Below are 20,289 nucleotides of genomic sequence, written 5' to 3' on the forward strand. Positions count from 1 at the left end.
CAGCGCCGACCAAGGCCGGCATCACCCCTGCAGCAATCGCCGCTGCAACCGCTCCACCGCGCGCCGCAGCAACACCCGGTTGCGGGCCAGCTTCATCCACTGCGGCAGGCGCGAGAACATGGAGCCATTGGTGACGCCCGCGCGCTCGCGCAGAGGCGCGGCGGCATAATCGTGCAGTGCCTGCAGATGGGCCTCGTTGTAGGCCCACAGCACGCCCGCCGCCGTCTTTTCGACCAACCGCAGCGGCAGGCCGAAATGCGGGTCGATCGCCTCATTGCCACGCCATCGCGACAGCGTGACCTCCACCTCGCTGCTACGTCCGCACTGACTGCAGTCCGCCGCCAGCGTCCGCAGTGGCGGCGTCGCGCGTGCACGATGCACTTCAGCGCTTACCCACTTGTGGCCGCAGTAGCCGCAAGGCCGGTAGCCGCCGTAGCGCACCGGTCCCACCCAGTCACCCGGGCCACAACGACTGCAGCCGCAGCCTCCGTTCAGTGCTTCGCTGCAGCCCAGGCAGCGGAAGCGTCGCGATTCCGACGTACCCACCACCCAGCCGGGGGTATCGCAGCGGTGGCAACGCACCGCGATACGGTCGGCATAGCGCCACAGGGCGTGGCCGTCATCCAGATGCCGACCCGGCAGTGGCGCAGGCCGCAGGTCGCGATTGCGCCGCACCGCCATCAGACGTAGATCCGCGTCGGCGCCTCATCAACGATTGCGTGCGGCACGAAGCGCGCACTGTCGCGGGTGATCGCGCTGTCGTCCTCGCGGATGCCGATGCCGCAGGCGTGGTCGCCCACCACCCAGCTGCCGATCAGCGGATAGCCGCCTTCGAAGCGGGTGAGCGGATGCGCGCGCTGGATGATCGCCGGGCCGTCGTAGGGCCCGTCGCTGCGTTGGGTGCTGCCATCGGCCAGGTGCATCTCGATGTTGGCACCTTCGCGCGAGAACAGCGGCTTGCGTACCCAGCCCGACGCCAGCGTGCTGCCGTCATCGAAATGCGCTTCCAGCAGATTCGGATGACCCACGTTGCGCTGCCACAGCAGCGGCAGGATGCCCTTGTTGCTCAGCATCGCTTTCCACGCCGGCTCTAGCAGCTGCACGCCTGAACCGGGCAGCGCGCGGCCGAACTCTTCGGCCATCAGGTCTTCCAGCGGATACAGCTTGAACAGCGTGCCGATCACCGAATCATCCAGCGCGGTGAAGCGGCCGTCCTCGGACAGGCCGATATCCTCGATGGCGATGGCCTGGCCATGCAGGCCGGCCTGCGATGCACAGTCGCGCAGGTAGTCGACGGTGCCACGGTCCTCTTCCGAACTGCCCACGGCGCTGAAATACAGCGGCGGCGGCAGCTGCGTGGCCAGTTCGCCGAAGCGTTCGACCAGCGCCTCATGGATCGCATTGAACTGGTCAGCGTGCTGCGGCAGACGACCGGCGTTGCGCTGGTCTTCCAGCCACTGCCACTGGAAGAAGCTGGCCTCGAACAGCGAGGTCGGCGTGTCGTAGTTCAGTTCGTACAGCTTGGCCGGGCCGGTGCCGTCGTAGGCCAGATCCAGGCGACCGTACAGATGCGGCTGGCGCTGGCGCCAGCTGTCGGCGATCCAGTCGCGGTAGTGCGACGGAATCGCCAACTGGTCCATCAACCGTTCGCTGCCGATGACATCACCGACCAGGTCCAGCGCCATCTGGTGCAGCTCGGCGCTGGGGTCTTCGATGTCCTGCTCGATCTGGCGCAGGGTGAAGGCGTAGTACGCGCTTTCATCCCAGTACGGCTGGCCGTCGATGGTGTGGAAGCGGAAACCCGCCTCTTCCGCGCGTGCCCGCCACTGGGCACGCTCGGCAATCCGGATGCGCTGCATGGGTCGATCAGCCGCCGTAGCTGCCGCTGGTGCTGCGGCGTGCGCTGGTGTTGCCGAAGCCACCACGGCTGGCGGTGACCGCACGGTTCGGCTCGCTGGTGACCGGGGCCAGGCCGGCCTTGCCGGCGCCAATGCCGCTGGCGGTGTTCAGGCCACCGCTGCCGCCCGGAGCCGGACGCGCCCAACCGGCGCTCTTGTCCTGGTAGGCCGGCGACGCGGCCGGCGCCTGCGGGGCGAGGCCGCCGCGGTTGCTCAGCATCTGCGACATGAAGAAGCCCATCATCATCGGGCCGATGAACGAGGTACCGGCCGAGGTGTGCTGCTGCACGCACTGCTCCGGCTTGTAGTCCTTCTCGCAGGCTTCCTTGCTGGCGTACTTCGGCGCCGCATCGGCGGCCTGCTTCTGCGCTTCGGCGAACGCATTGCGGCACGACGACGGATCGCCGGTGGCCTCGGTGCAGGCCTCCACCGAGGTATACAGGCCTTCCTGCACCTTCACCTCCGGCTCCTTCTGGCAGGCGGTGAACAGCAGCGGCGCGGCGCTCATCAGCAGCAGCGCGGTGGTGCGGGAACGTTTCATGGCCTCATGCCCTGTCGACGGATCAATGCCCCAATGATGCCAAATCCGGACCAGCAACCGGAATCGGCAAAGTTGGAAAGATGAACGGACTTTCATTTTCGTCGTTCCAATCAGGAATCAGGGTCAGAGCCCGTTGCGCAGCAACGGGATCCGACCCCGTCAGATTGCGGCCAACTGTCGAAGGCGGGGTGGGTCCGGTTGCGGGGGTGTGAGCGGCATGGATGGCGCGACCGAGGCTACATGGACGTACTGGCGCCGTCCCCCGCAGCCGGACCCACCCCGCCATCCCACGGATAGCCCAGCTGTTGCCGTTGAGGTTGCCGGCCAGCGGCCGGCACTACCGCGGGTGCCGGGCGCAGCCCGGTCGGACCACCTCCGGTGGTTGCAGCAGCAACCGAAAAAATTGTCCATGATCAGGCGACCCCCACGTCGTACGGCCCGCCCGTTCCGCCAGCCATGCCCGAATACCGTTCCCGCACCTCCACCGCCGGTCGCAACATGGCCGGCGCCCGCGCCCTGTGGCGTGCCACCGGCATGAAGGACGGCGACTTCCACAAGCCGATCATCGCCATCGCCAACTCCTTCACCCAGTTCGTGCCCGGCCACGTGCACCTGAAGGACCTCGGCCAGCTGGTCGCGCGCGAGATCGAACAGGTCGGCGGCGTCGCCAAGGAATTCAACACCATCGCCGTGGACGACGGCATCGCGATGGGCCACGACGGCATGCTGTATTCGCTGCCCAGCCGCGAGATCATCGCCGACGCCGTGGAGTACATGGTCAACGCGCACTGCGCCGACGCGCTGGTGTGCATCAGCAACTGCGACAAGATCACCCCCGGCATGCTGATGGCCGCGCTGCGCCTCAACATCCCGGTGGTGTTCGTCTCCGGCGGGCCGATGGAAGCGGGCAAGACCAAGCTGTCCGAGCACAAGCTGGACCTGGTCGACGCGATGGTGGTGGCCGCCGATGACAGCGCCTCCGACGAGAAGGTCGCCGCGTTCGAGCGCAGCGCCTGCCCCACCTGCGGTTCCTGCTCGGGCATGTTCACCGCCAACTCGATGAACTGCCTGACCGAAGCGCTGGGCCTGTCGCTGCCCGGCAACGGCACCACCCTGGCCACCCACGCTGACCGCGAGGCGCTGTTCCGCCGCGCCGGCCGCCTGATCGTCGAACTCTGCCACCGCTGGTATGGCGGCGAAGACCCGAGCGCGCTGCCGCGCGGCATCGCCACCCAGGCCGCCTTCGCCAATGCGATGACCCTGGACATCGCCATGGGCGGCTCCACCAACACCATCCTGCACCTGCTGGCTGCCGCGCAGGAAGCCGAAGTCGACTTCGACCTGACCCACATCGATGCACTGTCGCGGCGCGTCCCGCAGCTGTGCAAGGTGGCACCGAACACGCCGAAGTACCACATCGAAGACGTGCATCGCGCCGGCGGCGTGTTCGGCATCCTCGGTGAGCTGGACCGCGCCGGCCTGCTCGATACCACGGTGCCGACCGTGCACAGCACCAGCCTGGCCGACGCGCTGGAACGCTGGGACGTGGTGCGCAGTGACAACGACACCCTGCATGCCTTCTTCAAGGCCGGCCCGGCCGGTATCCCCACCCAGGAGGCCTTCAGCCAGGCCACGCGCTGGCCGACCCTGGACGTGGACCGCGCCGAAGGCTGCATCCGCTCGCTGCAGCACGCGTATTCACTGGAAGGCGGCCTCGCCGTGCTGCGCGGCAACCTGGCCGTGGATGGCTGCGTGGTGAAGACCGCCGGCGTGGACGAGTCGATCCATGTGTTCGAAGGCCCTGCGCGCGTCTACGAAAGCCAGGACGCCGCCGTCGCCGGCATCCTCGCCGACGAAGTGCAGCCGGGTGACGTGGTGGTGATCCGCTACGAAGGCCCGAAGGGCGGCCCCGGCATGCAGGAGATGCTGTACCCGACCAGCTACCTGAAATCGAAGGGGCTGGGCAAGCAATGCGCGCTGCTCACCGATGGCCGCTTTTCCGGCGGCACCTCGGGCCTGTCGATCGGCCACGTCTCGCCGGAAGCCGCCAGCGGCGGTGTCATCGGCCTGGTGGAAAACGGCGACCGCATCCGCATCGACATCCCGGCCCGCCGCATCGACCTGCTGCTGGATGAAGCCGCACTGGCCCAGCGTCGCGCCGACGCCGATGCACGCGGCTGGAAACCGCGCGCACCGCGCCCGCGCAAGGTCACCAGCGCGCTGAAGGCTTACGCGCTGCTGGCCACCAGTGCCGACAAGGGCGCCGTACGCAACACCGCGCTGCTCGGCGATTGATCCCAGTGCGGTAGTGCCGGCCGCTGGCCGGCATCTGCACAATGCGTCTGCACATCAATGAGGTTGCCAGCCAGCGGCCGGCACTACCGATCCGGTACGCTGCGCGGCATGACCCATCGCCCGCCGCGCCAGCCCCTCATCGATGCCCTGCGTGGGTTCGCACTGCTCGGCGTGTTCCTGGTCAACCTGCGCTTCTTCTCGCTCGATGCGTTGATGACCGAGGCCGCGCAGCAGGCACTGCCCAGCGCGGCGCTCGACCACGCCATCCGTACCGGCATGGAATGGCTGGTGGACATGAAGGCGATCACCCTGTTCTCGCTGCTGTTCGGCATGGGCGTGGCGATGCAGATGGATGGCAATGCCCAGGGCAGCATGGCCGCGCACCTGCGACGCATGGGCGTGCTGCTGGTGATCGGCCTGCTGCATTCGGTGCTGCTGTGGTGGGGTGACATCCTGCTGGTGTATGCGCTGGTGGGGCTGCTGCTGCCGCTGTTCCGTCACCTGGGTGATCGCGCACTGCTGTTCAGCGGGGTGTTCATTGCCCTGTTGCTGCCACCGCTGCTGTCGCCGTGGATCCGCGAATGGGTCGCCCTGCTCACACCGCGCGCGCAGATGAACGCCATGGCGCTCGATGCTCTGGCGCACGGCACGCTGGCGCAGGCGTGGTGGCACAACCTGCAGCTGGCCGCATGGCTGAAGCTGAGCAACTGGGCGCTGCTGTTCTTCGTGCTCGGCCGCTTCCTGCTGGGCTACTGGGCCGGCCGTCGCGGGCTGCTGCAGCAGCCGCAGGCGCATCTGCCGCTGCTGCGCTCGATCGCCATCGGCAGCCTGCTGCTGACAGCGGTATTCCTGTGGATCGATGCCCAGGCCGATGCGCTCAAACCGACATGGCCGGCGCTGCGTTCGGGCATGCCCGGCTATCTGCTGCGCGTGTCCTATCGCGTTGCGCCGCTGGCACTGGGCATTGCTGCGGCGGCGATCTTCACCCTGCTCTATCTGCGCCCGTGGGCCGAGCGCATGCTGCGCGTGTTCGTGCCGGCCGGGCGCATGGCACTCAGCAACTACCTGCTGCAAAGCGCGATCTGCGTGCCGCTGTTTGCCGGCTTCGGGCTGGGTATCGGCCCGCAGTACGGGCTGTGGCCAGTGCTGCTGGTGGCGGCGGTGGTGTTCCCGCTGCAGCTGTGGGCGAGCGCGTGGTGGCTGCGCGGCCATCGCTTCGGGCCGGTCGAATGGCTGTGGCGCAGTGCCAGCGAAGGGCAATGGCTGCCGCTGCGGCGATAGCCACCGGCGACGGATGGGATCAGGTCGTTAGTGCCACTTGCGACTTAATCCCCTCCGTCCCCTTTTCTCAGCCGATCACGCGCTTGAACGGTGGCAGCGCGTCGATGATGCGCTTGCCGTAGCGGCGGGTCAGCAGCCGCGAATCGAGAATGACCACGCGGCCGGTGTCGGTGGAGGTGCGGATCAGGCGGCCGGCGAACTGGGTCAGCGTGCGCAGCGCATGCGGAATAGCGATCAGGTTGAACGCGTTGAGCCCGCGCCCCTCGAACCACTCGCTGAGGGTGGCGGTCTGCGGATCGGTCGGCACCGCGAACGGCACCTGGGTGATCACCACGGTGGTGCAGGCCTCACCGGGCAGGTCGAGGCCTTCGCCGAACGAATTCAGCCCGAACAGCACCGAGCCTTCGCCTGCCGCCACGCGGCGCAGGTGCTCGTCGATCAGCCGGGTCTTGGACATCTCGCCCTGCACCAGCACCTGCTTGCGGCGCGCGGCCGACATCAGCCCGGCCACCTTCTCCATCTTCCAGCGCGAGGTGAACAGCACCATCGAGCCCTTGGCCCAGTCCAGTTCGGTGTCGAGGTAACGCGCCACTTCGCGCGGGTGGCCTTCGCGGTCGTCCGGCGTGACCGGGAACTTCGGCACGATCAGCTCGGCCTGGTTGGGCAGGTCGAACGGCGACGACAGCGAGACCATCTCGGCCTCTTCCGGAATGCCGTTGTCGATCGCCAGCGACTGGAAGTCGCCACCACCGGTCAGCGTCGCCGAGGTCATCACCACCGAATCCACTTCGTCCCACAGCAGCTTGCGCAGCACGTGCGCGGCCGACACCGGCGAGCCGTGCAGCACCAGGTCGCCATCGCGGGTGGCAGTCACCCAGCGTGCCATCGGTGGTGCGCCGTCCTTGTCTTCGCGGCGCCACGCCTGCCACAGGTTGTACTGCTGCTCGATCATTTCCAGCGCCATGCCCAGGTTGCGCTGCAGGCGCTCGCGCGCGGCATCGTCCGGCTTGCCCTTGGCCACCTGCGCGGTGGCGGCATGCGCCCAGTTGTAGAGGCTGCGGGTATCGTCGGCCAGCGCTTCGATCGGCTCGCGCCAGGCCTCGGGCAGGCGACCATTGGCCGCGCGCCACATCGGCTCTTCGTCCGCCGGCGCCGGCATCCACACCCGTTCGATGTGGTCACGGAACGCGCGCAGCTGCTTGGCGACGTTGCTGGCGACCTCGATCGCTTCGTTCGGCAACAGGTTGCCAAGGCGGTCCTTGTCGACCGCGCGGTAGGCACCGGCGATCAGGATCTGCAGGCGGCCGGTGCGCTTGGCCATCTCGTCCAGCGCGAGACTGGCCGCACCCTGGTCGATCGCCACGTTGCCGATGTGATGGCCTTCGTCCAGCACCAGCAGCATGTCCGACGGCGGCGCGATCAATGGCTGGCCGTTGTCACTGTCACCGATCGACAGCGCCGACAGCAGCAGCGCGTGGTTGGTGACCACGATCTGTGCATCGCGCACCGTGTTGCGCGAACGCAGCACCGCGCACTGCGCCGAATAGGCACAGCGGCGCCCGGCGCAGCCCGAGGCCGGCGTGGTGATGCGGCTGCGCAGGCCGGGGCTGATGGTCTCCGGCGCGTTGTCGATATCGCCGTCCCAGCTGCCGCCGGTGAAGGCGTCGGTCAGGCGCTTGGCGATGTCCATCTCGATCGGCGCCAGCGGCCGGTCGAACAAGGGTGCGTCATCCTCGAACATGCCGCCCTGCGAGCCCTCGCCCTGCGCCTCGGCGGCATTGCGCGTGCACAGGTAGCGGGTACGGCCCTTGGCCAGCGCCACGGTCGCTTCCAGGCCGGTGGCCTTGAGGAAATTCGGGATGTCACGCTCGACCAGCTGCGACTGCAGCGCCACGGTGCCGGTGCTGATCACCAGCTTCTTCTTGCTGGCCAGTGCGATCGGTACGCCTGCGGTGAGGTAGCCCAGGCTCTTGCCGACGCCGGTCGGCGCCTCGACCACGCCGACGCCACCGCTTTTCGACAGCGCGCGCGACACCACGCCGATCATCTGGCTCTGCGAGCGACGGGTGGAGAAGCCGGGGGTATTGGCCTGCAGCGTCGTGTACGCCTTGCGGATCGCGTCCTTCAAGGTGTCATCGAGCGTGCGCGGAGCGGCGACGGTTTCGGTCACGCCGGGAACTACCGTAGCTGGATCAGGCCGGTCATTGTCGCATGGCCGGCCATGTCCGCCGCCGCTGGCTGCCTGAACGGGGCAGCGACGACGCCCGGCGGCTGGATGAACACGCCGGACGCTGCTGGCGACGGCCCGGGGCCGTCACCCGGGTGTCACTGCACCGCGTTGCCGCGCAGCCGCAGCAGGCGCACCAGTGCCCACACCAGCAGCACCACGCCGATGGCCTCGACCATCGCCAGCGCGAAATGCACCACGCCGAAGATGGCGCTCATGCCCGAGATGGCGCTGAAGTTGCCACTGCTGACCAGCCACATCGGCAGCATGCCCGCCGCCAGGCCACCCAAGCTGGACAGCAGCAGCAACAGCAGGCCGACCAGCGCGCCGGTGCGGGTGGCATCGCGCGGCGCACCGACCACCCAGACCAGGCCGACGCACAGCGCGATCAGCACCGGCAGGCGCACGCCGACCATGCTCAGCACGGTCACCATCAGGGTTGTGCTGTCCATCGGTCAGTCCTCGCCGGCCAGCACGGCCGAGCCCTGGCGCAGCGCCTGGTAGATCTCGCCGGTCTGCGGGCGCACGCCGTGCCACTGCAGGAAGCTCTCGGCGGCCTGCTCGACCAGCATGCCCAGGCCGTCGACGGTATTGCGGCACTGCGCCGCACGGGCCCAGGCCAGGAAGGCAATGGCCGCCTCGCCGTAGTTCAGGTCGACGGCGGTGGTCATCGAATTGACCAGCGACAGCGGCAGCTTGAACTCGACGTCGCGGTCGCGGCCAGCCGAGGTGGCGTTGACGATCAGTTCGAAGTCGCCGAGGTCGCGCAGGTCCTCCCAGTAGCGGCTGATCGCACGGCCCGGCTCGCCCATCGCGTCGATCAGTTCGTCGGCGCGCTCCGGCGTGCGGTTGACCACCACCAGTTCGGTGATGCCGGCATCGAGCAGTGCCGGGGCGACGCTGCGCGCCGAGCCACCGGCGCCGATCATCAGCACGCGGCGGCCGCGCAGGTCCAGGCCGTGGCGGTCGGTGAGGTCGCGCACCAGGCCGATGCCATCGGTGGTGTCGCCGTGCCAGCGGTCGCCCTTGCGCAGCAGCGTGTTGACCGAGCCGGCGCGGCGCGCGCGTGCGGTCAGCGTGGTGCAGACCGAGAACGCGGCTTCCTTGTGCGGCAGGGTGACGTTGGCACCGACACCGCCCTCGGCGGCGAAGGCCTCCAGGCCGGCCAGGAACGCATCCGGGGCCAGGTCGATCGCGCGGTAGTCGATGGCGATGCCTTCCTGGCGACCGAACGTCGCGTGGATCTGCGGCGACTTCGAGTGGGCAACGGGGTGTCCGAAGACGGCGTAACGGTCGGTCATGGAATCCTCAAGCTGGCTAGACTGATGCTCTTTCGTGCACGGAACCGGATGATGCGCATCACCCCGCCCCTGCTGGTGCTCGCCGCCAGTCTACTCTCTGCCCCCGTGGCGATGGCGTTGAACGAGTTCGGCATCGAAGGCATGGGCGTGGTCTCGACCCGCGCCGACGAGGGCCGCGCCACGATCAGCGCCGATGGCCAGCGCATCGTCTTCGCCCGCCGTAGCGAGACCGGCTGGGGCCTGTGGGAGGCACGCGTGGTGGACGGTCGCTGGCAGCAGGCACAGGCACTGCCGGTAGGCGTGGCTGGTGAGGCCCGCGATCCCTACTTCAGCCGAGACGGCCGCTGGCTGCTCTTCGCGGCCGGTCGCGAGGGCGCGCTGGCGCTGTACCGCGCCGCGTTGGCCGCCGACGGCCAACTGGGCCCGGCGCAGCCGCTGGCCGGTGACGGAGGTCGCCGGGAAGAGCGCGGGCCGGCCCTGAGCGCGGATGGCCAGCGGCTGTTGTTTGCCCGGCAGCAGGGCCGCGGCGCCGGCTGGGACCTGTTCGTGGCGACGCTGGATGCGCAGGGCCTGCGCGACCCGGCCAGCGCACTGAGCGCGTTGAACAGCGCCGACGACGAGACCGACGGTGACTGGCTGGGCCATGACGGCGCCGTGGTGTTCAGCCGCGGCAGCGGCACGATCGCGCAGGTGTGGAGCAGCGGCTGTGCGTGGACCGGCGTGGTGCTGCAGCCGCTGGGACTGTCGTTCAACCAGGCCGGCGGCTGGACCGGCGCGCCGGTGATCGACAACGCCAAGCCGGGCGAGATGATGGTTGCCAGCAGTGCGGCGAAGGCGCCGCGTGCCGGTGGCGTGGATGTGTACCGGTTGGCCGTGCCGAAGGTGGTGGCGGTGCCGGGGTGCGTGCGGTAGATCCACGCCATGCGTGGATAGCCGTCTGGTAGATGCCAACCTTGGTTGGCATGCGGGAAAGCGCCAACCAAGGTTGGCGGCTACCCGAACGGAGAGTCAGCGCGACAGCACCTTGGCGCGCAACTGCTCGTACTCCATCTCGCTCAGCTGGCCGTTGTCCTTGCGCTGGTTCAGCGCGGCCAGCTCGGCCTGCACGCTGTCCGGCAGCGCCTGCTCACGGGCCACGTGACGGGCGGCGGAGAGCTGTTCCGGCGGGCGCTTGCCGGCCCGCCAGGCCGCGATGAACACACCGACGATGATGGCCCCGAACACCAGCGTACCGATGCCCCAGATCAGCCATTGCATCCATCCCAGTTCGGGTCCCATCGCGTATTCCTCCGTCTATCGTGGCGCTATTGTCAGCGCTCGCGTAGCCATCGCGCCACCTGCGGCGCGAAATAGGTCAGCACACCATCGGCGCCGGCCCGCTTGAAGCCCAGTAGCGACTCCATCACGCAGGCGCGTTCGTCCAGCCAGCCGTTGGCGAAGGCGGCCTTCATCATCGCGTACTCGCCACTCACCTGGTAGGCAAAGGTCGGCACGCCAAATTTTTCCTTCACCCGGCGCACCAGGTCCAGGTAGGGCATGCCCGGCTTGACCATCACCATGTCGGCGCCCTCTTCCAGGTCCAGCGCGATCTCGCGCAGGGCCTCGTCGCCATTGGCCGGGTCCATCTGGTAGGTCTTCTTGTCGGCCTTGCCGAGGCTGGCCGCGCTGCCCACTGCATCACGGAACGGGCCGTAGAACGCCGAGGCGTACTTGGCCGAGTAGGCCATGATGCGCACGTTGATGTGGTTGTCGGCATCCAGTGCACGGCGGATCGCGCCGATGCGGCCGTCCATCATGTCCGACGGCGAGACGATGTCCACGCCGGCTTCGGCGTGCGATACCGACTGCTTGACCAGTGCTTCGACCGTGATGTCGTTGAGCACATAGCCCTTGTGATCGATGATGCCGTCCTGGCCATGGGTGGTGTACGGGTCCAGCGCCACGTCGGTCATCACCCCCAGTTCCGGGAAGCGCGACTTCAGCGCGCGGATCGCACGCTGCGCCAGGCCGTCCTCGGCCCACGCCGCCGACGCGTCCAGCGACTTCAGCGACGGGTCGATCACCGGGAACAGGTCGATCACCGGAATGCCCAGCTCCAGCGCCTCTTCGGCCACCTTCAGCAGTTCTTCGATCGACAGCCGCTCCACGCCCGGCATCGACGGCACTGCGGTGCGGCCAGCCCGTTCGTGCACGAACACCGGGTAGATCAGGTCGTCGGTGGTCAGCGTGTTCTCACGCATCAGGCGGCGCGAGAACTCGTCGTGGCGCATGCGGCGCGGGCGATAAAGCGGGTGGGACATGGCAGGCTCCGAGGAGTGGCTATTGCAACAGGTAGCCCTGCGGCAGCAGGGGTTCGGGCAACGGGCGTTCGCCGAGCGCGTCGAGCTGGTCGATCTCGATCGTGCGCACCAGCGCGTCCAGCGGCAGGTCGTTCGGCTCCAGGCCGAACGGGTCTTCCATTTCTTCGCCCAGCTGGTCCAGGCCGAAGAAAGCATAGGCGAGCACCGCCGACAGCACCGGCGTGCCCCAGCCCAGCGAACTGGCCAGGCCGAACGGCAGCAGCACGCAGAACATCCACGCGCAGCGGTGCAGCAGCAGGGTGTAGGCGAACGGCAGCGGCGTGGTGAGGATGCGCTCGCAGCCCGCCTGGATCGACGACATTGCGTGCAGGCGCTCTTCCAGCTGGGTGTAGAGGATCGGGTCGAGTTCACCGGCGCGCAGGGCCTGGGCCAGCTCGGCGGCGATCATCGACAGCAATGCGTCCGGCACGTTCTCGCGCTGGCCCAGCTGCTCGCGCTGCGGCTTGTCCAGCCACGGCAACGCCGCCAGGGCCACGATGCGGCCCCGCAGGCGCGCGGCCAGCGCATGGGCGAAGGCGGTGGTGAGGTAGGCGACGCGGCGACGGCGGCCGGCGTCATCGGCCAGCAGCAGGTTGACCTGGCGGGCCAGCGAACGCGATTCGTAGACCAGCTGGCCCCACAGCTTGCGGCCTTCCCACCAGCGGTCATAGCAGGCGCTGTTGCGGAAGCTGAGGAAGATCGACAGGACCAGGCCTAGCAGGGTGAACGGCGTGACGGAAACGCGTTCGATGCCGGTCGGCGGCGCCAGTTCCACCACCGCGGCCACCGCGATGGACAGGATCAGGATGGCCAGCACCTTCGGCGCGATCGCTTTGACGATCGAGCCGCGCAGGATGTACAGCAGTTGCCAGCCGTGGGGACGGGGTCGGATGATCATGGGGCAGCCGCGCCGGGCGCGGATTCACAGGCACGCGGGGGGCTCGCGCAGCCGTTCATTGTACGCCCCTGCCCGGCCCGCGGCCGTGTACCTGCGACGCCCTGTCGCACCCGGCGACGCGGCTCAGATCACGCCGCCACCCAGGCCCAGGCGCAGGATGCCGACCACCACCACGATGCCGTTCAGCACCAGCCCGGCCCAGGCCCGGCCGCGCTTGGTCGGGTGGGTGAACAGGATGCCCAGCGCGGCGATCACCGCGCCCACGGCGGCGAACGGGATCAGGAACCAGTTGCCCCAGCCCAGCAGCGGAATCAGCGCCAGGATCATCCACAACAGCGCCAGTACGCCCCACAACAGACTGATCACACCCATTCCGCTCTCCCGCAGTTGGTTCCTGTCTGTCCACCATAGTCGTTCCCGCGGTCGCCGCCTACTGCCGTTGGCGGGGCTGTCACCGTCAGCGTGCTAGCGTGCTGCCGTGCGTGCCTTGGCCCGGGTGTTGGCGCCGATTCAGAGTGGCCCGCCGATGATCGCAACCAGTCCTACAGGGGTCGTGCCATGAACATCCGTTGGGCCGCGTTGGCGGCCATCCTGCTGGTCGCCGCTGGCTGTGCCAGCACCTCCAAGGTCATGCTGGGGCGCGCCCGCGCACCGATCGATCCGGCGCTGGTGCAGATCTATTCCACCCCGCCGGCCGGTTCCCAGGAAATCGCCCAGCTGGAATCGGCGTCTGCCGTGGGCTTCGGCACGCAGGGCCAGACCGATGCGGCGGTGGCGCGCCTGAAGCGCGAGGCCGCAGCGCTGGGCGCCAATGGCGTGGTGCTGATGGGCGTGGGCAGCAGCGGTTCGCCGGTGGGCATGTCGGTGGGTGCCGGCACGTTCGGCTCGCATGTCGGCGGTGGCGTCGGCATTGGTATTCCGACCACGCAGAAACGCGCCGCCGGCGTCGCGATCTGGGTACCGAACCCGGCCCCCCCGGCACGGCTGCCGACGCAGGTGATCACACCGCAGCCGCAGCGTTGACCCTCCCGGGTCAACGCCGGTAGTGCCGGCCGCTGGCCGGCAACCTCAGGAATGCTTCCTGCGCCAAGGGAATGCCGGCCAGCGGCCGGCACTACCCGATGATGCTCAGCGCTTGTACTTCGGCACGAACACCTTGTTCACCGCATCGGCCAGCTGGTCCGGCGGCAACAGGCCCTGGTCGAGCAGGAAGTTGTTGAACGCCAGGCGATCGAACTTCGCACCCAGTGCCAGCTCGGTCTGCATGCGCAGTTCCAGGATGCGGGTGTAGCCGTAGAAGTAGCTGCCGGCCTGGCCCGGCATTCGCACCATGTAGCGGTCCAGTTCCTGGGTGGCCATCGCCTTGGACAGGCCGACCTGCTCCATCAGCACGCGCTCGCCGTTGGCACGGTCGGTCAGGCCGAGATTGAGCATCGGGTCGAGCATCGCGCGTGCGGCGCGCAGCAGTCGGAACTGCAGGGCGATCATCTGCCCGTCCAGCGGCTCGTACGGCACCATCTCGGCTTCGGCATACAGCGCCCAGCCTTCCACGTTCACCGAATTGAACGCGAACATGGTGCGTGCCAGCGACACGCCGCGCTCGACCATGGCGGTGAACTGCAGCTCGTGGCCGGGGCGGCCTTCATGCGCGCTCAGCGTCCACGCCGCCGCACCGAAGTTGAAGTCGTCGTACTGCGCGCCCGGGCCCGCCGCCGGGTTACCCAGCGGCAGTACGAAGGTGCCCTGCTGCCCGGTGTTGTTGACCAGCGGCGCCGGCAGGAAATGCGGTGCCGGGCTGGCCGCGCTCTCGGCAGCCGAGCCCAGGCGCATCTGCATCGCGCGCTTGGGCACATCGACGATGGCGTGCTCGCGGATCAGCGGATCGATCGCATCGATCACCTTGCGGTAGTGGCCTTCCAGATGGTCGTCGGCGATCTTGTCGGCCTTCAGCGCGCGGATCACCGCCACCGGGTCGCTCGGGTCGGCCACCTTCAGGCCCTTGTCCTTCACCACCAGCGGCGCCAGCTGCTGCATCGCCGAACGGGTTTCCATGAACTCCAGCTGCGCGCGCTGCATCAGCAGCTTCGGGTCGATGTCGATGCCGACCTGCTTGAGCTGGTAGGCGTACAACGGTGCCGGCAGGCGCGCGTCGGTACGCGCCTTCGGCAGCACGGTCGAGCGCGTCCAGCTGGCGTAGTCCTTCATCTGCCCGGCCAGGGCCTTCATCGCTTCATCGGCGCCGGCGATCTGGTACTTCTTCAGCAGCGACTCGATGCCGGTGATGTAGGTCTCGACGTTGTCCAGCGACTGCTGCACTTCGATCTTCGTCGGCTGCAGCAGACTGCCGTCCTTCAAGCGCTCTTCGTAGCGCTGGCGGGCCAGCGTGGTGAACGCGGTGCCGCCCGGCTGCAGGCCGGCGTAAGCCTTGAGGCGATCGAGCGCCTTGGCCCGGCGCTCGGCCGGCACCTGGTCGGACAGCAGCAGGTTGAGGCCACTGAACACCGTCTGCGGCGCGTCACTCCACGGCAGCAGGTACTTCTCGTTGAGCTCGCTGCCTTCGATGTTCTGGTTGGCGGCGTGGATCATGATCTCCAGGTCCTGGCGGACATTGGGATCCTTTTCGGTGGCCAGCTTGGCTTTCAGTTCGTCGCGGGCCTTGGCCATCGCGGCGCGGTAGCGCTTGCCGTTGTCCGGGCCGAGGTCGGCCACCTTGTCGTCGTAGCCGGGCACGCCGAAGAAGCCGGTTTCTTCCGGCTGGAACGGGCCCTGCGCATCAAGCAGGATCTGCGCCAGTGCATTGCTGCGGGCCACCCAGGCCGGACTGGCAGGAGTAGCGGCCTTGGCGGCGGGTGCAGCCAGCGCCGGCGGTGCGGACAGCAACGGGGCAGCGGTCAGGGCCAGGGCAACGGCCAACGCGATCGGCTTCATGGTGCACTCCAGGACAGGGTTGCCCGCACCCTACGCGCTCAGCGCGGTGGCGACAATCGGCCGGAGGTCACAACGCCGCGGTCAGCGGGCATTCGCCGCGTTCGCGGCAGGCCTGCAGTTCGCATTCCTGCGCGGCTTCATCGTCATCCAGTGCGGTCAGGTCGAAGGTCTGCTTGTTCTCGCCCAGCACGTACATCACCGGGTAGTCCCACACGTCGTCACTGCGGGTGCCCTTCACGAACAACCGGCCGTGTGCGCGGGGGCCTTCCAGGGCCACGGTCAGGCCGACATCGCGCTGGCCGTTGAGCGCGGTCTGCATGCTGCCCAGCGGCATCGATTCGGTGCGCAGCGGCTCGCCGAAGGCTTCCACCAGTTCGATGCTGCACCCCGCGCGACGCATCGCTTCGCGCATCGGCGGGCTCTCGCGTGCCGCCTCGCTCCAGCGCAGCACGCTCCAGGCCACCACGCCACCCGCACCGGCCAGCACCAACAGCACGGTCAGCGGCATCGCCCAGCGCCAGTGACGGCACCACCAGCCGGCGGGCCTCGGGCCATGGGTGGGAATCGGCGGTGGCAGGGTCATCGGCGGGCTCCTTCCCGTTTGTCCATCAGGGCTTCAGGCAGCGTCCCAGGAAGGCTTCGGCCACACGGTAGCGATGCAGGGCATCGGCACCGGACAGACCATGCTTGGCACCCGGATAGGTCATCAGTTCGAACGGCTGCGCACGCTTCTGCAGCGCGCTCATCAGGCTGGTCGAGTTGGTGAAGAGCACGTTGTCGTCGGCCATGCCGTGGATCAGCAGCAACGGCGAACGCAGGCCATCGATGTGGGTCAGCACGCGCGCTTCGCGGTAACCCGCTTCATTGCGCGCCGGCAGGTCCATGTAGCGTTCGGTGTAGTGGCTGTCATACAGGCCCCAGTCGGTGACCGGTGCGCCGGCCACGCCACAGGCGTACTGGTTCGACGCCTTGGCCAGCAGCATCAGGGTCATGTAGCCGCCGTTGGACCAGCCCTGCACGCCGATGCGCGCCGGGTCCACCCACGGCTGCTGCTTCAGCCAGGTCACGCCACGCAGCTGGTCGGTCACTTCCACCGTGCCCTGCCTGCCATACAGCGCGCCACCGAAGTCACGGCCACGGCGCGGGGTACCACGGTTGTCCAGCGAGAACACCACGTAGCCCTGCTGGGCCAGGTACTGGTTGAACAGGTGGTCGCCACGGCCGGGCCAGCTGTCGGTGACGGTCTGGCTGGCCGGGCCGCCATAGACGTACACGGCCACCGGGTAGCGCTTGGACGGATCGAAGCCGGCCGGCTTGATCAGGCTGTAGTTCAGCGGGGTCTTGCCGTCGGCAGCCATCAACGTGCCGAACTCGACCGGGCGCTGCGCATCGCGGTAACGCGCGTACGGATGCTTGGGATCGGCCAGGTCGTTCTCGAGCAGGGTAGCGATCTTCTCGCCATTGGCGCGGAACAGCTCGATCTGCGGCGGCGTGGTGCTGTTGGACCAGCTGTCCACATAGACGCTGGCGTTGCGGGCGAAGCTGGCGCTGTGCATGCCCGGCGCTTTGGACAGGCGCTGCGGCTCGCCACCCTGTAGCGACACCGCGTAGATCTGGCTTTCGCGCGAGCTCTCGATGCCGGCACGGAAGTAGGCCTTGCCGGCCTTTTCATCGACCGCCAGCAGCTCGTCCACCGGCCAGTTGCCGCGGGTCAGCGCGGTGGTCTTGCCCTTGCTGTCGATGCGGTACAGGTGCTGGAAGCCGGTGCGCTCGGACGACCACAGCACGCTGCCGTCATCCAGAAAACGCAGGCTGTTGTGCAGCGGCACCCAGGTCGGGCTGGTCTCGTGGGCGAGCACGCGCTGGCGGTTGGAATCGAGTGCCACTTCCACCAGGTCCAGCTGCTTCTGGTCGCGCGACTGGCGCTGGAAGCTCAGGTGCTGTGCATCGCGCCAATCGACGCGGGCCAGGTAGATGTCCTGCTCCTTGCCCAGGTCGACCCAGCGCGGCTGCGCATCGGCAGCCGGTGCGATCACGCCCAGCTGCACGCGTACGTTGGCGTCGCCGGCGGCCGGGTAACGCTGTTCGATCACATCGGTGCGGTCGGCGTAGACCTCGTAGCGCTTCTGCACCGGCACCGGTGTCTCGTCGATGCGGGCGAAGGCGATGGCCGAATCATCCGGCGCCCACCAGTAGCCCGTGTGGCGGTCCATTTCTTCATCGGCGACGAACTCGGCCACGCCGTTGCCGATGGTGGTGCTGCCGTCGCGGGTCAGCTGCAGCTGCCTGCCGCTGGCCAGATCGATCACCCACAGGTTGCGGCCGCGGATGAAGCTGACGAAGCCGCCCTTCGGCGACAGCTTGGCGTCGGTGGCGAAGCCTTCACCGTGGGTCAGCTGGCGCACGGCCGCCGCCCCCTGCTGCTTGAGGTCGTACAGGTAGAGTTCGCCGCCCAACGGGAACAGCAGGCGCTGCGCGTCCGGCGACCACTGGTAATCGACGATGCCGGTCATCGCGGCGATGCGCTGGCGCTCGCGGCGGGCCTTTTCCTCGTCGCTGAGGGTCTCGGTGCCGGGCAGCACCACCTTGGAATCAACCAGCAGGCGGGTCTGGCCGCTGCCGATGTCGTACGTCCACAGGTCCAGCTGGTTGCGGTCGCTGTCCTTGCCGCGCAGGAAACTGACCTGCGAGCCGTCCGGCGCCACCTTCGGCTTCATCAGGGTCGGGCCAGACAGCGGCAGCGGGCCGGTGATGGCTTCCAGGGTCAGCTTTTCGGCGTGGGCGGCGGTACTGGTGGCGAGCATGAGGGCGAGCGAAGCGAACAGGTGGCGCATGGAGGATCCCGTCAAACGGCAGGTCCGCCCCGCGGCGGGCGCCGGGCGGTCGTCCCCCATCCTAACCAAGCCTGTGCAGGAAGGCAGCATGACCTTCCGCCCATGCCGCGGTGCTGGGGTCAGAGCCCTTTGCGCTGCAAAGGGATCCGACCCCGCGACGGGTCAGCGCTGGCCGAACAGGTGCTTGCGCTCTTCGTCGCTGAGCGGCTTGCCGGCGTTGGGGTTCACCTGCTGGCGCAGCGCATAGGCGCGCTGGGTGGCCGGGCGTGCGGCGATGGCATCGTGCCAGCGCTTGAGGTTCGGGAATGCGGTGAAATCCACCGGCAGCTTGTCGTAGGCGCCGATCCACGGGTAGCTGGCCATGTCGGCGATGGTGTACTCGTCGCCGGCCAGGAAGGCGTGCTGGGCCAGGCGCTTGTCCATCACCCCATGCAGGCGGCGCACTTCGTTGTCATAGCGCTCGATCGCATACGGGATCTTTTCCGGCGCATACACATTGAAATGCCCCATCTGGCCGCTCATCGGGCCCAGGCCGGCCATCTGCCAGAACAGCCACTCCAAGGTGGTGACGCGGCCGCGCGGGTCGCGGGGCAGGAACTGGCCGGTCTTCTCGGCCAGGTACAGCAGGATCGCGCCGGACTCGAACACGCTCTGCGGGGCGCCGCCATCGGCCGGGGCCTGGTCGACGATGGCCGGCATCTTGTTGTTGGGCGAAATGGCGAGGAATTCCGGCTTGAACTGGTCGCCCGAGCCGATGTTGACCGGGTGGATGCGGTATTCCAGGCCGGTTTCTTCCAACAGCAGGGTCACTTTGTGGCCGTTCGGGGTGGGCCAGTAATACAGGTCGATCATGGCGTCGGCTCGGGGCGCGGAAAGGAACCTGAAGTCTAGTGCGAGAGTTGGGTTGGCACCGTCATGGCGGGCCGGTAACCTCGCCTCTCCCCCGAAACGCAGCATCCCCCGCATGAGTGCAAACCGCCCGCCGCTCTCCCCGTTGTCCACGCTGATCTTCGCCTCGCGCTGGCTGCAGCTGCCGCTGTACCTGGGCCTGATCGTGGCGCAGTGCGTCTACGTGTTCCTGTTCGGCAAGGAACTGTGGCACCTGATCTCGCATTCCGCCTCGATGGGTGAACAGCAGATCATGCTGATCGTGCTGGGCCTGATCGACGTGGTGATGATCTCCAACCTGCTGGTGATGGTGATCGTCGGCGGCTACGAGACCTTCGTCTCGCGCCTGCGCCTGGAAGGCCACCCGGACCAGCCGGAGTGGCTGAGCCACGTCAACGCCAGCGTGCTGAAGGTGAAGCTGGCGATGGCGATCATCGGCATCTCCTCGATCCACCTGCTGAAGACCTTCATCGCCAGTGGTGCGCTGGGCGGCATTCCGCTGTGCACGCCGGAACAGATGAGCGTGGCCGCAGCCAACATCGGCGTCGCCCGCTGCTCGATGCTGACCCAGGAAGGCGTGCTGTGGCAGACCATCATCCACTGCGTGTTCATCCTGTCGGCGATCGGCATCGCCTGGACCGACAAGCTGATGTCCAACAGCCACAGCAAGTCGCACGACAAGGCGCACGACCACTGAGGTCGTCGCAGGCAACGGCGGTGGCCGTTGCCCCTCCCGGCCACCGCCCCTTGTACGCGGCGGTGGCCGGGATGCTAGATTGCACCCTCGCCGTTGCCGGCGGTGGCGTCGGGAAACGTCACCCTGCCGCGCCCGGACCGCAGGTCCCGGCCATGCATATCA

General features: G+C 68.1%; 19 protein-coding genes. 5 read left to right on the plus strand and 14 right to left on the minus strand.

Annotation, left to right across the window (positions count from 1 at the left end; all coding sequences use genetic code 11):
• Positions 1-21: 21 nt before the first annotated feature.
• Genes ACZK1G_RS21375 through ACZK1G_RS21385 form a run of 3 tightly spaced genes read right to left on the minus strand, consistent with a single transcriptional unit; the run spans position 22 to position 2,439 of the window.
• Positions 22-681, minus strand: a complete 660-nt coding sequence (locus tag ACZK1G_RS21375) for a hypothetical protein (protein WP_101766268.1) — start codon at positions 679-681, stop codon at positions 22-24.
• Entirely contained in the window at positions 681-1,859 is a 1,179-nt protein-coding gene (locus ACZK1G_RS21380) for a glutathionylspermidine synthase family protein (RefSeq protein ID WP_101766269.1), read from the minus strand. The genes ACZK1G_RS21375 and ACZK1G_RS21380 overlap by 1 nt, the downstream gene beginning before the upstream one ends.
• 7 nt (positions 1,860-1,866) lie before the next feature.
• Complete coding sequence (locus ACZK1G_RS21385) at positions 1,867-2,439, minus strand: DUF1190 domain-containing protein (protein WP_014038869.1); 573 nt, start codon at positions 2,437-2,439, stop codon at positions 1,867-1,869.
• Positions 2,440-2,895: 456 nt separating this feature from the next.
• Between ACZK1G_RS21385 and ilvD the strand changes: the two genes are divergently transcribed.
• Positions 2,896-4,734, plus strand: a complete 1,839-nt coding sequence (gene ilvD / locus ACZK1G_RS21390; protein ID WP_101766270.1) for a dihydroxy-acid dehydratase — start codon at positions 2,896-2,898, stop codon at positions 4,732-4,734.
• 108 nt (positions 4,735-4,842) lie between these two features.
• On the plus strand, positions 4,843-6,015 hold the full coding sequence (locus tag ACZK1G_RS21395) for a DUF418 domain-containing protein (RefSeq protein ID WP_101766271.1): 1,173 nt from the start codon (positions 4,843-4,845) through the stop codon (positions 6,013-6,015).
• Between the two features lie 67 nt (positions 6,016-6,082).
• Here the strand turns inward: ACZK1G_RS21395 and dinG are convergent, their stop codons facing one another.
• The 3 genes from dinG to aroE form a co-directional block, all read right to left on the minus strand.
• Complete coding sequence (gene dinG, locus ACZK1G_RS21400) at positions 6,083-8,185, minus strand: ATP-dependent DNA helicase DinG (RefSeq protein ID WP_014038872.1); 2,103 nt, start codon at positions 8,183-8,185, stop codon at positions 6,083-6,085.
• Between the two features lie 155 nt (positions 8,186-8,340).
• Complete coding sequence (locus ACZK1G_RS21405) at positions 8,341-8,694, minus strand: hypothetical protein (protein WP_049444215.1); 354 nt, start codon at positions 8,692-8,694, stop codon at positions 8,341-8,343.
• Positions 8,695-8,697: 3 nt separating this feature from the next.
• Positions 8,698-9,543: a shikimate dehydrogenase gene (aroE, locus tag ACZK1G_RS21410; protein WP_101766272.1), complete on the minus strand. Its 846-nt coding sequence runs from the start codon at positions 9,541-9,543 to the stop codon at positions 8,698-8,700.
• Between the two features lie 48 nt (positions 9,544-9,591).
• On the opposite strand from aroE, the gene ACZK1G_RS21415 reads away from it, so the two are divergent.
• Positions 9,592-10,455, plus strand: a complete 864-nt coding sequence (locus ACZK1G_RS21415) for a TolB family protein (RefSeq protein WP_101766273.1) — start codon at positions 9,592-9,594, stop codon at positions 10,453-10,455.
• A 96-nt stretch (positions 10,456-10,551) separates the two neighbouring features.
• On the opposite strand, the gene ACZK1G_RS21420 is transcribed toward ACZK1G_RS21415, so the two are convergent.
• The 4 genes from ACZK1G_RS21420 to ACZK1G_RS21435 all read right to left on the minus strand — a co-directional run bounded on the left by ACZK1G_RS21420 (position 10,552) and on the right by ACZK1G_RS21435 (position 13,152).
• Positions 10,552-10,821, minus strand: coding sequence for a hypothetical protein (locus ACZK1G_RS21420; protein WP_049444222.1), 270 nt, complete (start codon positions 10,819-10,821; stop codon positions 10,552-10,554).
• Positions 10,822-10,853: 32 nt separating this feature from the next.
• Positions 10,854-11,843 carry a porphobilinogen synthase gene (hemB, locus tag ACZK1G_RS21425; protein ID WP_101766274.1) on the minus strand — a complete coding sequence of 330 codons (990 nt, stop codon included), beginning with the start codon at positions 11,841-11,843 and terminating at the stop codon, positions 10,854-10,856.
• Between the two features lie 19 nt (positions 11,844-11,862).
• A complete protein-coding gene (locus ACZK1G_RS21430) occupies positions 11,863-12,780 on the minus strand; it encodes a bestrophin family protein (protein ID WP_049444225.1) in 918 nt (305 codons plus the stop codon).
• Between the two features lie 123 nt (positions 12,781-12,903).
• Complete coding sequence (locus tag ACZK1G_RS21435) at positions 12,904-13,152, minus strand: hypothetical protein (protein ID WP_005420185.1); 249 nt, start codon at positions 13,150-13,152, stop codon at positions 12,904-12,906.
• A 186-nt stretch (positions 13,153-13,338) separates the two neighbouring features.
• Here ACZK1G_RS21435 and ACZK1G_RS21440 point away from each other — a divergent pair, with 186 nt between their 5' ends.
• Positions 13,339-13,803: a hypothetical protein gene (locus ACZK1G_RS21440; protein WP_014038879.1), complete on the plus strand. Its 465-nt coding sequence runs from the start codon at positions 13,339-13,341 to the stop codon at positions 13,801-13,803.
• 105 nt (positions 13,804-13,908) lie between these two features.
• On the opposite strand, the gene ACZK1G_RS21445 is transcribed toward ACZK1G_RS21440, so the two are convergent.
• From ACZK1G_RS21445 to ACZK1G_RS21460, 4 genes are all read right to left on the minus strand, one after another.
• Positions 13,909-15,708 (minus strand): DUF885 domain-containing protein, encoded by a 1,800-nt coding sequence (locus tag ACZK1G_RS21445; protein ID WP_101766275.1) that lies wholly within the window; start codon positions 15,706-15,708, stop codon positions 13,909-13,911.
• A gap of 67 nt (positions 15,709-15,775) precedes the next feature.
• Entirely contained in the window at positions 15,776-16,291 is a 516-nt protein-coding gene (locus ACZK1G_RS21450) for a cytochrome c oxidase assembly factor Coa1 family protein (protein ID WP_101766276.1), read from the minus strand.
• Positions 16,292-16,316: 25 nt separating this feature from the next.
• Positions 16,317-18,542, minus strand: a complete 2,226-nt coding sequence (locus ACZK1G_RS21455) for a S9 family peptidase (protein WP_101766277.1) — start codon at positions 18,540-18,542, stop codon at positions 16,317-16,319.
• 162 nt (positions 18,543-18,704) lie between these two features.
• Complete coding sequence (locus ACZK1G_RS21460; RefSeq protein ID WP_049442833.1) at positions 18,705-19,394, minus strand: glutathione binding-like protein; 690 nt, start codon at positions 19,392-19,394, stop codon at positions 18,705-18,707.
• 112 nt (positions 19,395-19,506) lie between these two features.
• Between ACZK1G_RS21460 and ACZK1G_RS21465 the strand changes: the two genes are divergently transcribed.
• Positions 19,507-20,127, plus strand: coding sequence for a TIGR00645 family protein (locus ACZK1G_RS21465; protein ID WP_014038884.1), 621 nt, complete (start codon positions 19,507-19,509; stop codon positions 20,125-20,127).
• Positions 20,128-20,289 lie beyond the last annotated feature (162 nt).

The organism is Stenotrophomonas sp. 109824_Sma (genome assembly GCF_056480025.1).

What these genes read in the sequence shown, in the direction of transcription:
- ACZK1G_RS21445 (WP_101766275.1), bottom strand. Translation starts at nt 15,708, where the DNA reads ATGAAGCCGATCGCGTTGGCCGTTGCCCTGGCCCTGACCGCTGCCCCG.
- ACZK1G_RS21415 (WP_101766273.1), top strand. Translation starts at nt 9,592, where the DNA reads ATGATGCGCATCACCCCGCCCCTGCTGGTGCTCGCCGCCAGTCTACTC.
- aroE (WP_101766272.1), bottom strand. Translation starts at nt 9,543, where the DNA reads ATGACCGACCGTTACGCCGTCTTCGGACACCCCGTTGCCCACTCGAAG.
- ilvD (WP_101766270.1), top strand. Translation starts at nt 2,896, where the DNA reads ATGCCCGAATACCGTTCCCGCACCTCCACCGCCGGTCGCAACATGGCC.
- ACZK1G_RS21430 (WP_049444225.1), bottom strand. Translation starts at nt 12,780, where the DNA reads ATGATCATCCGACCCCGTCCCCACGGCTGGCAACTGCTGTACATCCTG.
- ACZK1G_RS21395 (WP_101766271.1), top strand. Translation starts at nt 4,843, where the DNA reads ATGACCCATCGCCCGCCGCGCCAGCCCCTCATCGATGCCCTGCGTGGG.
- ACZK1G_RS21465 (WP_014038884.1), top strand. Translation starts at nt 19,507, where the DNA reads ATGAGTGCAAACCGCCCGCCGCTCTCCCCGTTGTCCACGCTGATCTTC.
- ACZK1G_RS21405 (WP_049444215.1), bottom strand. Translation starts at nt 8,694, where the DNA reads ATGGACAGCACAACCCTGATGGTGACCGTGCTGAGCATGGTCGGCGTG.
- ACZK1G_RS21380 (WP_101766269.1), bottom strand. Translation starts at nt 1,859, where the DNA reads ATGCAGCGCATCCGGATTGCCGAGCGTGCCCAGTGGCGGGCACGCGCG.
- ACZK1G_RS21440 (WP_014038879.1), top strand. Translation starts at nt 13,339, where the DNA reads ATGAACATCCGTTGGGCCGCGTTGGCGGCCATCCTGCTGGTCGCCGCT.
- ACZK1G_RS21375 (WP_101766268.1), bottom strand. Translation starts at nt 681, where the DNA reads ATGGCGGTGCGGCGCAATCGCGACCTGCGGCCTGCGCCACTGCCGGGT.
- ACZK1G_RS21420 (WP_049444222.1), bottom strand. Translation starts at nt 10,821, where the DNA reads ATGGGACCCGAACTGGGATGGATGCAATGGCTGATCTGGGGCATCGGT.
- ACZK1G_RS21450 (WP_101766276.1), bottom strand. Translation starts at nt 16,291, where the DNA reads ATGACCCTGCCACCGCCGATTCCCACCCATGGCCCGAGGCCCGCCGGC.
- ACZK1G_RS21435 (WP_005420185.1), bottom strand. Translation starts at nt 13,152, where the DNA reads ATGGGTGTGATCAGTCTGTTGTGGGGCGTACTGGCGCTGTTGTGGATG.
- ACZK1G_RS21455 (WP_101766277.1), bottom strand. Translation starts at nt 18,542, where the DNA reads ATGCGCCACCTGTTCGCTTCGCTCGCCCTCATGCTCGCCACCAGTACC.
- ACZK1G_RS21460 (WP_049442833.1), bottom strand. Translation starts at nt 19,394, where the DNA reads ATGATCGACCTGTATTACTGGCCCACCCCGAACGGCCACAAAGTGACC.
- ACZK1G_RS21385 (WP_014038869.1), bottom strand. Translation starts at nt 2,439, where the DNA reads ATGAAACGTTCCCGCACCACCGCGCTGCTGCTGATGAGCGCCGCGCCG.
- hemB (WP_101766274.1), bottom strand. Translation starts at nt 11,843, where the DNA reads ATGTCCCACCCGCTTTATCGCCCGCGCCGCATGCGCCACGACGAGTTC.